Origin of the sequence: Pedobacter changchengzhani, assembly GCF_004354365.1 — a bacterium.
Taxonomy (GTDB): domain Bacteria; phylum Bacteroidota; class Bacteroidia; order Sphingobacteriales; family Sphingobacteriaceae; genus Pedobacter; species Pedobacter changchengzhani.
In genome coordinates this window covers 1-10,707 of the sequence record NZ_SJCY01000021.1, presented here as the reverse complement: position 1 = coordinate 10,707, position 10,707 = coordinate 1, and the positions used below count along the sequence as shown (strand labels likewise).

At 33.6% G+C, this 10,707-nt stretch carries 12 protein-coding genes; 1 reads left to right on the top strand and 11 read right to left on the bottom strand.

Translation table 11 applies throughout. The features are described from left to right. Positions 1–149 precede the first annotated feature (149 nt). From EZJ43_RS16795 to EZJ43_RS16755, 9 genes are all read right to left on the bottom strand, one after another. A complete protein-coding gene (locus EZJ43_RS16795) occupies positions 150–638 on the bottom strand; it encodes an imm68 putative immunity domain-containing protein (protein WP_133263883.1) in 489 nt (162 codons plus the stop codon). 200 nt (positions 639–838) lie between these two features. After that, positions 839–1,144: a helix-turn-helix domain-containing protein gene (locus EZJ43_RS16790; RefSeq protein WP_133263882.1), complete on the bottom strand. Its 306-nt coding sequence runs from the start codon at positions 1,142–1,144 to the stop codon at positions 839–841. After that, positions 1,128–1,475: a type II toxin-antitoxin system RelE/ParE family toxin gene (locus tag EZJ43_RS16785; protein WP_133263881.1), complete on the bottom strand. Its 348-nt coding sequence runs from the start codon at positions 1,473–1,475 to the stop codon at positions 1,128–1,130. Before EZJ43_RS16785 ends, EZJ43_RS16790 begins: the two co-directional genes overlap by 17 nt. Positions 1,476–1,697: 222 nt before the next feature. Next, positions 1,698–2,285, bottom strand: a complete 588-nt coding sequence (locus EZJ43_RS16780; RefSeq protein ID WP_133263880.1) for a DUF6434 domain-containing protein — start codon at positions 2,283–2,285, stop codon at positions 1,698–1,700. Between the two features lie 171 nt (positions 2,286–2,456). After that, on the bottom strand, positions 2,457–2,825 hold the full coding sequence (locus EZJ43_RS16775; protein WP_133263879.1) for a hypothetical protein: 369 nt from the start codon (positions 2,823–2,825) through the stop codon (positions 2,457–2,459). Between the two features lie 189 nt (positions 2,826–3,014). Next, a complete protein-coding gene (locus EZJ43_RS16770; RefSeq protein WP_133263879.1) occupies positions 3,015–3,383 on the bottom strand; it encodes a hypothetical protein in 369 nt (122 codons plus the stop codon). A gap of 271 nt (positions 3,384–3,654) precedes the next feature. Then, the gene (locus EZJ43_RS16765; protein WP_133263878.1) at positions 3,655–4,383 is read right to left on the bottom strand and encodes a hypothetical protein; all 729 of its coding nucleotides are present in this window, start codon (positions 4,381–4,383) and stop codon (positions 3,655–3,657) included. Positions 4,384–4,606: 223 nt separating this feature from the next. Then, complete coding sequence (locus EZJ43_RS16760; protein ID WP_133263877.1) at positions 4,607–5,689, bottom strand: tyrosine-type recombinase/integrase; 1,083 nt, start codon at positions 5,687–5,689, stop codon at positions 4,607–4,609. 408 nt (positions 5,690–6,097) lie between these two features. Continuing rightward, positions 6,098–6,451: a hypothetical protein gene (locus EZJ43_RS16755; RefSeq protein WP_133263876.1), complete on the bottom strand. Its 354-nt coding sequence runs from the start codon at positions 6,449–6,451 to the stop codon at positions 6,098–6,100. A 256-nt stretch (positions 6,452–6,707) separates the two neighbouring features. On the opposite strand from EZJ43_RS16755, the gene EZJ43_RS16750 reads away from it, so the two are divergent. Then, complete coding sequence (locus EZJ43_RS16750; protein ID WP_133263875.1) at positions 6,708–7,052, top strand: single-stranded DNA-binding protein; 345 nt, start codon at positions 6,708–6,710, stop codon at positions 7,050–7,052. A gap of 65 nt (positions 7,053–7,117) precedes the next feature. Here the strand turns inward: EZJ43_RS16750 and EZJ43_RS17405 are convergent, their stop codons facing one another. Next, on the bottom strand, positions 7,118–7,411 hold the full coding sequence (locus EZJ43_RS17405; protein ID WP_207924654.1) for a hypothetical protein: 294 nt from the start codon (positions 7,409–7,411) through the stop codon (positions 7,118–7,120). Continuing rightward, positions 7,344–9,392, bottom strand: coding sequence for a TonB-dependent receptor (locus EZJ43_RS16740; RefSeq protein WP_133263874.1), 2,049 nt, complete (start codon positions 9,390–9,392; stop codon positions 7,344–7,346). Before EZJ43_RS16740 ends, EZJ43_RS17405 begins: the two co-directional genes overlap by 68 nt. Positions 9,393–10,707 lie beyond the last annotated feature (1,315 nt).

Here is a 10,707-nt window from a genome sequence, read left to right as displayed (position 1 = left end):
CATTGGCATTACGAAGGCTTCAGACCTTAAAAGACTTGAATTATGAAGAGCCGTATGATGCGAGAGTATCACGTACGGTTCTGTGAGAGGTTTAGGGGTGAAATTCCCCTTTACCTACTCGATTTTTTTATTCATTCTAATTAAATGCATTATTTTTTCTCAATGCAGTTATTTAGTTGTTCAATTATTTCTGAAATGTCGGAAAGTGTTTCTGTTATTCCATCTTCGTCAAGCATTTCAAACAAAACAAATTTGTCAGGATTGTCGTAAATGTAAGTTAAAGATTTTTTTAGTGTTGTTAATTCTTCACTTGTTATTTCAAAAGTCAAAATTTTAGTACCGTATGAATTTGTCAAGTCAGCATTTCCATTTAATTCACTTTCGGCAATAATTGCAGTCAACGCGATAATTGCATCTTCGTAATGCACAAATTGTTCGAAATCTGGATTTTCAAGTTTTACATTATTATCAGTTTTTTGATTTAATAAGTTAGGATTTTCAAAATATTTTTCTAAATCACAGGCTACGAAAACGTCTTTCAATGTTAATTTTTCTTTTGATATTTCTTCTAAAAAATCTTTAAAGTCATTTCCGTAGTCAGTTCCAAATGCAGTGTCTTTCCAATTTTCAATAAACATAAATTTTAGTTTTTAATTGTTTCTTTCAGTTTGCGGTTTTGTAGAATGGCACATAACGTTTTGAAAATTTGCGCAGAAATGGCATTGCTTGCAGAAACTCTGTCGCACCGCAATTAACTAAATAATTAACGAAAAGCCTGAGTTGAACCACCGTCAGCCATTTTTGTGCAAATTTGCTGTTATAAGGCGTTTTTCTTTTTCTAAAGCTTTATAGAAAGTTCTAATTGTCCACCAAAACCAAGTTTAACGATTTTCTGAAGTGTAGAAATGCGAGCCTCTTTTATGTCATTCTCAATTTTAGAAATATAAGATTTGGTCGTTCCAACTTTTTCTGCAAGTTGTTCTTGTGTCATTCCCATTTCAATTCTTGTGTCATGGATTAAAACGCCAATTTTAAAATTTTCATAGCCAGCTTCAAGTTCGTCACGTTCGGTCGTTCCACGTTTACCATAATTTTTTTCTTTAAACTCTTCAAGAGTCATCAAGTCATTATTTTGTGTTTTCATATTCAGCTTTTATCTTAAGTGCCTGTTCGATTTCTTTCTTTGGTGTTTTCTGAGTTTTCTTTTGAAAGCCATGAGCCAGAATAACTAATTGTCCTTTGTCGAAAAAACAAAAAATGCGAAAAATATCATTTCCTGTTTGAACCCTGATTTCATAAAGCCCATTAGTGTTTTCTAAATGCTTTAAATATGTTTCAGGAACTCTTTGTAAATCTTCGACCAAATCAAAAGTCCAAACAATCTTGGCTTTTACCTTTTTAGACTGTTTGTTGAAAAAGTCTTGAAAGTAATTCTTAAAAAAGACGATTTTTCTATGTTTTTGATTTTGTCCCACGAAGTAAAGATAAATAAAGTTTACCTAAAGTGAAACATTTGATTTAGATTTTTTCTGCGATTTGTCGAGTTAAAATGCCTTATAACGGTTTGCTAATTTGTGCAGAAATGGCATTACTTGCAGAACCATTGTCGTACCGCACTATTTTAAATAAATAACTGATGAATTAACGTAAACCACCGTCAGCCATTTTTGAACAAATTTGCTGTTGTGCGTTCGTTTTTATTTCAATTCAAGGTCTGTTCTTTCATATTCGTTTGTTCCACGTTTTGCTCTTTTTAAGTTCCAAAATTTCATGGCGTCCTTACTTGATAAATTCGGATTGTCAGATAAAAACGCTCTCATATATCTATTATATTCAAATTGGGGTTCTATTTCAGATTTAAAGTTTTTGTCTTTTCTAATTTCTTTCAATTGTTTCCAATGCTCGACGGCATCTTTTAAATTTTTGCCTGAGTTTTCTTTCATCCATTTCATAAACTTTACATTGAATGAAAAGTTAGAGCCTATTTGTTCGATAAAAAAAGTCCTGACATTTTCTGAATTTTTGTAACTGTCAGTAATAATAGTCATTAAATTCAGCGGTTCGTTATTCCAATCAAAATTTGATAATATAGTCTTCGTTGTTTTTGAGTTAGAAACAACTTTCCCTGTCAAAAAATAGTGCTGAATTTTGTTATTTAGTTCTACTTTACTTCCACTTGTAGAAATTCCTGTTTGTTTACAAAATTCTACCAATTCTTCTTTAAGCCAGTAAAATTCTTTAAAGTCTGTTAGGGATATATTATTGTCAAGGTTTGGTCTTTCCATTTGGTTTCGATGGTTCGTTAAAATGACGCACAACGTTTTGAAAATTTGCGCAGAAATGGCATTGCTTGCAGAACCATTGTCGTACCGCACAAAACTAAATAATTAACGAAAAGCCCGAGTTGAACCACCGTCCGCCATTTTTGTGCAAATTTGCTGTTATATGCCGTTTTTTTATCTTATTCTAATTAAATCTCCATCATCAAATCCAATAGTTATTGCAACTACATTTTCAAATAAAGGAATGTTTAATTTTCCTTCTTTTTCTAATTCTTTCAATTCATTTGCACAATATTCTAAAACTTCTTCCCAAGTTTGTAATTCAAGTTCTTTAGGAAGACTTAAATATCTATGCATCTTTGTTGGCAGTTCAATAATTGCCCAATCGTCATCATTTTCATCATATTCAAAACTGCCAACCAAATACATTCGGTAACCTTTTTCATCTTCATATATTCCAAAATTGAACGCAATAACATCTTTAGGAGGAACACCATCTTGTTGCTGAATATTATTAATCCATTTCATTAAATTCTCTTTCATAACTACTTCGTAGGATTACTTTCTGTTAAGTCTGTGCAAAATGGCATATAACGTTTTGAAAATTTGCGCAGAAATGGCATTGCTTGCAGAACCATTGTCGTACCGCACAAAACTAAATAATTAACGAAAAGCCCGAGTTGAACCACCGTCCGCCATTTTTGTGCAAATTTGCTGTTATATGCCGTTTTTTTATCTTATTCTAATTAAATCTCCATCATCAAATCCAATAGTTATTGCAACTACATTTTCAAATAAAGGAATGTTTAATTTTCCTTCTTTTTCTAATTCTTTCAATTCATTTGCACAATATTCTAAAACTTCTTCCCAAGTTTGTAATTCAAGTTCTTTAGGAAGACTTAAATATCTATGCATCTTTGTTGGCAGTTCAATAATTGCCCAATCGTCATCATTTTCATCATATTCAAAACTGCCAACCAAATACATTCGGTAACCTTTTTCATCTTCATATATTCCAAAATTGAACGCAATAACATCTTTAGGAGGAACACCATCTTGTTGCTGAATATTATTAATCCATTTCATTAAATTCTCTTTCATAACTACTTCGTAGGATTACTTTCTGTTAAGTCTGTGCAAAATGGCATATAACGTCTTGGCGCTTGGCGAGGTTGGGGACTATTGAAACCGAGTATTTTCGGCTTAACGTAAATGTAGTGAAAAAAACGTTAATTCCACTAAAACCCCAATCTCGCCAAACGGCTGTTGGCAGTAGTTTTTTTACATTTTCATAAAAAGTCAGGATTAACATTATAATTTAAATAATCCTAATATTTTTTTAGATGTATATTATTTCATTTTTTATAAAATTTTATGTAGTCATTTTTAAAAATAATAATTCATGCTCATTCCTACGTTCTTCTGTTAATATCCAATTATTAATTTTAAATTTTTCATAATATTCATTTTTAACTTCTTGAAGTACTTCTTTATGATATTTATTATAATAAACATATCTCTTAAATTGTTCTGCTTCTAAAGACATTATACACCATTTCCACTGCTTTTGGATATTTTCTCTTGAAGTAGGGTTTAGAAATGTTTTTAAGTTTACATAATCAATATAAGAACTTGGCGATTTAAACTCTTCAAGTGAATTGTTAGCGTATTTTTCAAAAAAAAATTTAAATTTTTCAAAAGTAAAAATAGCTTTTTCTTTATTGTCAATAGCTTGATAGGGTCCTAATTCTAATGAAAGATCATTTGGATTATCATTATGAAAAAATGCTTCACACCAAAAAGTTTCTGAACTTTTATATTCAAAACCAGCTTTAGTCCATTTTAATTTAAAATCTTTTTCTAAATTTTTATCAGTAAATGAAAATCTAAAATGTGGTACGTAAGCGACCCATTGATAGTTATTGAAATATAGAGTAATCACTTGTTTGTAATCCTTAGTTTCTAACTTAAATTTTTTATTATTTCCGTAAGCTATGAAACCAAAAGCATTTAAATATGGCACCATTAGTTCGCTCAACCATTCCATAACCATTTCCTGATTTATGAAGTTTTCTCCTAAATATTCTCTAATGCTTTCCATATTCATGAATTAAATATTTTCAAGTTTGATTAATTTTTTATTACATTTTATTCTCTATCTGCGCTAAAATTACTGCCAACTCGTAAATATACGCAATACAACCAATTTATAAAATATTTTTTTTATCCTCAAATATCCTATATTCGCTCTTAAATCATGGTTTTTAATTTTTTTTAATAGCGTTTTTTGAGTAGTCTTTTACTAAAAGACTACTCAAAAAACGCTATTTATCCCACTCAATTTTATCCAACGGACTTTCAATTTTCTTTAAGTCCTTAATACTTACTTTCGCATAAATTAAAGTGGTTTTAATGTTGTTATGGCCTAAAAGTTTTTGGATGTAACTAATATCAGTGCCCTGTTCCAATAAATGGGTGGCGAAAGAATGTCTCAAGCTGTGGATGCCGACATCTTTATTGATATTTGCATTTTTTAAACTTCGTTTAAAAACTTGCTGTGCACTGCGCACACTGTATTGGCCACCAAATTGCCCCTCAAATAAATACTGTTTAGGTGTGTATTCCTTATAATAAATCCTTAAAGCTGGTAAAACTGAAGCCGGCAAATTTACATATCTATCCTTTTTTCCTTTAGCATCCCTTATAAGTACCTGCATCCTTTTGCTATCAATATCAGTTATTTCAATCCCAATAATTTCACTAACCCTTAATCCCATTCCGTACGCTAACATCAATATAATTTTGTGCTTTAGGTTGCTAGTTTTCTTAATCATTTTACCAATATCCTCTACAGCGATAACCTTCGGCAAAAGGCTGGGCTTCTTCGGTCTTGGTATCTCTAACACAATTGAAGGCTGTTTAAGTACTTTCTCAAAATAAAATTTAATAGCATTTATTCTAATATGAACTTGGTTTTCACTTAATTTAACCGTTTGGATGCAGTATAAAAGGTAACGCTTAAGCTTTGCTAAATCTAATAAATTTACGTCATCGTCATTTAAAAGTATTAACAACTGCGCAAACTCCACGGTATAAGTCTTTATGGTGCTCAAACTGTAAGCTTTCAGATAAAGAGTGTCAATATAATTTTGATAAGCTTGCCTATTAATAGCATGTATTTTATTTAGGGTGTTTTCTCCAATAATTTTTTCAGGAATCAGAAATCGTTTTCTGTATGCTTTCGTATCTGGCAAATGCCAAGCCTTTAAACTTGCGCTCCATTTTACGCCAACTAATTTTTTAATGCGATTAATTAAATCCTGATCTTTTTCAAAATAAACGGCAATTCTATCAAAGCCAGCATGCTTAATCAGCTTCGCTTCCCAAACTATTTTTTGCTTTTCCACATTTTTTGTATTTAATGGTGTGCATTTTCCAATTTCTATTAGTCTGCCAATTAGCAACAAAGACCGAAAAACGATTTAAATTTTACTGCAAAACCTTAATCCCTCCAAACCCAGAAAGGGGCTTCTATTACGCAATAAATAGCTTTAATATTTGCCCTTTGTTCTTTTATCCCGAGTACTATAGGCAGGGTGATCATAATTCATTCCGTCATCAACTAAAAACAAAAAAATATTTTCAATTGCAGGAGTTCGGACTTCGGACTTTCCCGACTTGCCGACTTTTCCGTTTTTTCTCCTCTCAAACTTCAGTCTTCGGACTTCCGACCTCGGACTTTCCCGACTTTCCGACTTATCCGACTATTTTCCACCCAAACTTCAGTCTTCCGACCTCAGACTTTCCCATCTTCGTCATTTCTCCTCCCGTTTTACCAATAAAACTTCGTCATTTTCTAACTGAAGATAACCGTATTCATAGCAAAAAAAATAGGTAGTACCCTTTTGTGTAGCATGTAAATGAGTATGAAAATTAAAATCGAAACCTTTTCTAAGCAAAACCTCCCGCTTAACTTTAGTTTTGCCATCCGGATTTTTCTGCATTAAAATAGCACGGTTCTTTTTCAAAATTCCGTTCACCTGCTTTAAAAAGCTATGGTCATCAGCCTTTAAGCGGTTGTTGTAATTACTGCGACATTGGTCATCGCAGAATTTTTTGTCAGACCTGCCCTTAAGCAAGCCATTGCAGTCTAAACAGAAACGATCCATAATTAATTGAGTTTAATTTATGGGATGATTATTTAAACCTACAAAAAATATTAATAAAATAAAAGAAATAGTGCGCTATGGCCTTAAAAGTAGTTTTATCCCTGCCTGTCCGGCAGGCAGGCGTATTTATCCGTTTATAATCGGTTATAAATGTTTAACATACGACTAATGTATTCACTCATTTGCACCTTTGTTCTGTCGGTAGTCATGGCGATTACTGTTCGTTAACTAATTAGAAACTTAAAAATTAAACGTTATGGAAAGTGCAATCAACAAAGTAGTATTAAGCGGTTTTGCAGGTGCAGATGCTGAAGTGAAAAACTTATCAGGAAATCAAAAATTGGCTAGAGTTAATTTAGCCGTAAACGAGTATTATAAAAATAGTTCGGGCGAAGAAGTTAAAAAAACGCAGTGGTTTACGCTAACCTTTTGGAATGCCAAGGCGGATTTAGCTTTAGAACAAATTAAAAAAGGAACCCGCCTTACCATCGAAGGTAGGCTACAAACAGGAAGCTACGAAGCCAAAGACGGCACCAAGCGTTTCACAACCGATATTGTAGTGAATGAAGTTGCCATTAAAGAAATTGATTTGGCTAACTAATAAAGAGCGATATTTAGACATATAAATTTTACACGTAGCCTATGCTTGCAAAGGTTACGTGTAAATTATTCAGCCTCGGTCTCAGTCTCAACCTCAGCCTCGGTCTCAACCTCATCCTCGTTCTCATCCTCAGCCTCAGTCTCATCCTCAACCTCAACCTCAACCTCGTTCTCAACCTCAGCCTCAACCTCAATCTCAGCCTCAACCTCGTTCTCAGTCTCAACCTCGGTCTCGATCCCAGTCTCAACCTCAACCTCAGCCTCGGTCTCAGCCTCAGCCTCAACCTCATCCTCATCCCCCCACCAAAATCCCCGTATAAAAATTTCTACTCGCTGCGGCGTTAAAATACCTGCCAGCAACTGCGTTTAAATCATTTCCCAAACTGTATTTTTCATTCAGCACATTATTCATCCCAAAATAAAGCTCGAATTTAGTTTTGCCAATTTTGAAATCTCTTTTTCCAATTTTTAAATCTACTAAATCGTATTTTTTAGCGGTAACGGTGTTCGCATCATTAACAGGTATGGCCGATGTGTGGTTATGCTGTGCGAAAAAATAAATATTTTTTTGAAATAAAAACTCCAAACTATTTATAAAAACATGCTCAGGTACGCCGGTTAATTTGTTGCCACTGTAATTAATTTTACCAACCGGAAAATCTCCAAATTTGAATTTACTAAGCGCGTAGCTACTGTTCCCCTTCAAATCCTTTATAAAACCATTCGCATCTTTTACAACCCAAAATTTTCCTTCAAGCTCAATTCCTTTTTGGTTAGTGGCACCAGTATTTTCAAAATACTCCGTTTCGTTTTGGTTCAACTTCCTTACAATAGCATCCTGTAAATTAAATTGGAAAACATTTGTATTAAAATATAGGCGGTTATCTCGAGATTTATACCGCAATCCAATCTCATAATTCCAGCCAAACTCTGCTTGCAAATTGGTATTAATGTTGTTGTCTGATGCCCTTACTTCGGCAATTGTAGGTGGCGAATAACCTTTACTAATAGAACCACGGATAGCGAGATCGTTTCTAACTAGGTAAGAAAGTGCAATTTTCGGCATCAATTCCGCATTAAAATTTTTAGTCTTCTTTTGTAAAGTGGTCGGAAAAAAGCGCTCATAACCGTATCGGTATAAATTTAAACTACTCGCCAGTTCTACATTCAGCTTCCTGTTGAAATCTAAATTTAGGCGCAAAAATCCGAAGCTTTGTGCCGCCTTTAAATAGTCAGAAGCCTGTAATTTTGCAGGTTCGCCAGCATTATTATCGAAATTTTTTATCCTACTATTATTTTCCGCAGTTTCAGCTCCAATTTGAGCACTTAAATTAAGCATGCTGAATGCATGACTGTAAGCCAAAAAAGTTCTTAGCCCTAAATTACTTTCATAACGTTTTTCGTAATTGGTGATAAATGGATTTCTAAAATCAGTGTATGACGTGTAAACCGCTATTATATGCTTAAAATCTTTCCCCAATTGATAATTGTTAGATAGCCCAGCAAATAGCGTTTTATTATAAATACCAGCTTGCTGTGTAATGGCGCCGGGTAGGGTAGGTGTTGCTGGTCTGGCGGTTCTTGGGTTTTGCGACAGTTGCAGCGCAGTTAATCCACCTGGTGTTTGGTAAGCCAAATCGCTGTAAAATGCCAAAAATTTTACTGAACCTTTTTTATTATAGTCTAGTTGTTGCGTAGTTTGAAGGTATTTGCGGTTCATTGCGCTATTATCCCGATAGCCATCACTCGTTTGATAACCTTCGGTTACGTTAAACCTATAATTTTTAAAAACCTTGGTTAAGCTTGCAGTTTGATGAAATAAGCCAAACGATCCGCCAGAGATAGAACCGTTGATTTGATTGTTCTGTAACTTTGTAGATTTAATTAATACTGCGCCACCGGTGTTCGCACCATAAATATTTGCCTCCGGACCTTTATAAACCTCTACAGATGCTAACGCAACAAAATCTAACGAATTGAGATATGAATTTCCCCCAGCATCGGTAAGTGGAAAATCATCGAAATAAATCTTAATATTTCTAATTCCAAACGGCGAACGCAATAAACTACCACGCAACGATACGCGGTAACTGCCTGGCGAACGTTCTTCCATTCTCACACCCGGCACAGTATTCATTAAGCTAACCAAAGATGAGTTCGGTTGATTTCTGATTTCAGTGCTATCAATTAAACTCACCGAAGCAACCGATCGCAATAGCGATTGCGTATTGTAATAGCCCTTTACAGTAACTTCATCAAGTTTAATGCTGTCTGTTTTTGCAACCTGTGCAAATGCGAAAATAGGAAAGAGTGCAAATAAAAATGTTAGCGATTTTTTCAATGTTTTTTATGCAAAAGTAAAGTTTAAATGTGTAGAAATACCTAGAGAATTAAAACTTTACTATTTAAGTAATAATTTCTGCACTTCGGGATTTTAGCCATTTTCTGTTCTATCTTTATTTCCGTGTTTTCTTTATTTCCGTGACAATAAATACACTTTGAATAGGAACTAATCTTCTCTATTTACTTCCGTGTATTCCGTGTTTCCGTGGCAAGAAATAAACTTTGAATAGGAACTAATGATTTCTTCCATCTTTCCTTCCATGTTTTCTGTGTTTCTGTGGCAATAAATACACTTTGAATAGCAACTTATGATTTCTTCTATCTTTACTTCCGTGCTTTCTGTGTTTCCGTGGCAATAAATACACTTTGGAAAAGAACTAATCTTCGATCTTTCCTTCCGTGTATTCTGTGTTTCCGCGGCAATAAATACACTTTGAATAGGAACTAATGATTTCTTCTATCTTTACTTCCGTGTTTTCTGTGTTTCCGCGGCAATAAATTGACTTTGAATAGGAACTAATGATTTCTTCTATCTTTCCTTCCGTGTATTCTGTGTTTCCGCGGCAATAAATACACTTTGAATAGGAACTAATGATTTCTTCTATCTTTACTTCCGTGCTTTCTGTGTTTCCGTGGCAACTAATACACTTTGAAAAAGAACTAATCTTCGATCTTTCCTTCTGTGTATTCTGTGTTTCCGTGGTAATAAATACACTTTGCATAGGAACTAATCTTCTCTATTTACTTCCGTGTATTCCGTGTTTCCGTGGCAAGAAATAAACTTTGAATAGGAACTAATCTTCTATCTTTCTCTCCGTGTATTCTGTGTTTCCGTGGCAATAAATACACTTTGAATAGGAACTAATCTTCTATCTTTCCCTCCGTGGTTTCTGTGTTTCCGTGGCAATAAATAAACTTTTAAAAAGAACTAATCTTCTATCTTTCTCTCCGTGTATTCTGTGTTTCCGTGGCAAGAAATAAACTTTGAAAAACAACTAATCTTCTCTATTTACTTCCCTGTATTCCGTGGAAACTTTTAAAATACTAGATTCAATTAACAGTGTTACCCTTTAAACTATGAAGCCCAAAATAAATACTAATCAACCAAAATAACCCACCCAAAATAATCAAGATAATTTGCCTAGTGCTAAAACGATCTTGTTCTACAACAGTGAAATTCCCCGAATAAGACCGTTGCAAGGCAGATTTCTTCAAAATGTGTATAAATAATTTTATAATTATTTGATTACTAGCTGGTTAATGATTATTTTAGTGTTATGAAATTGATAAAAACACCATCATTTGCTGACGAT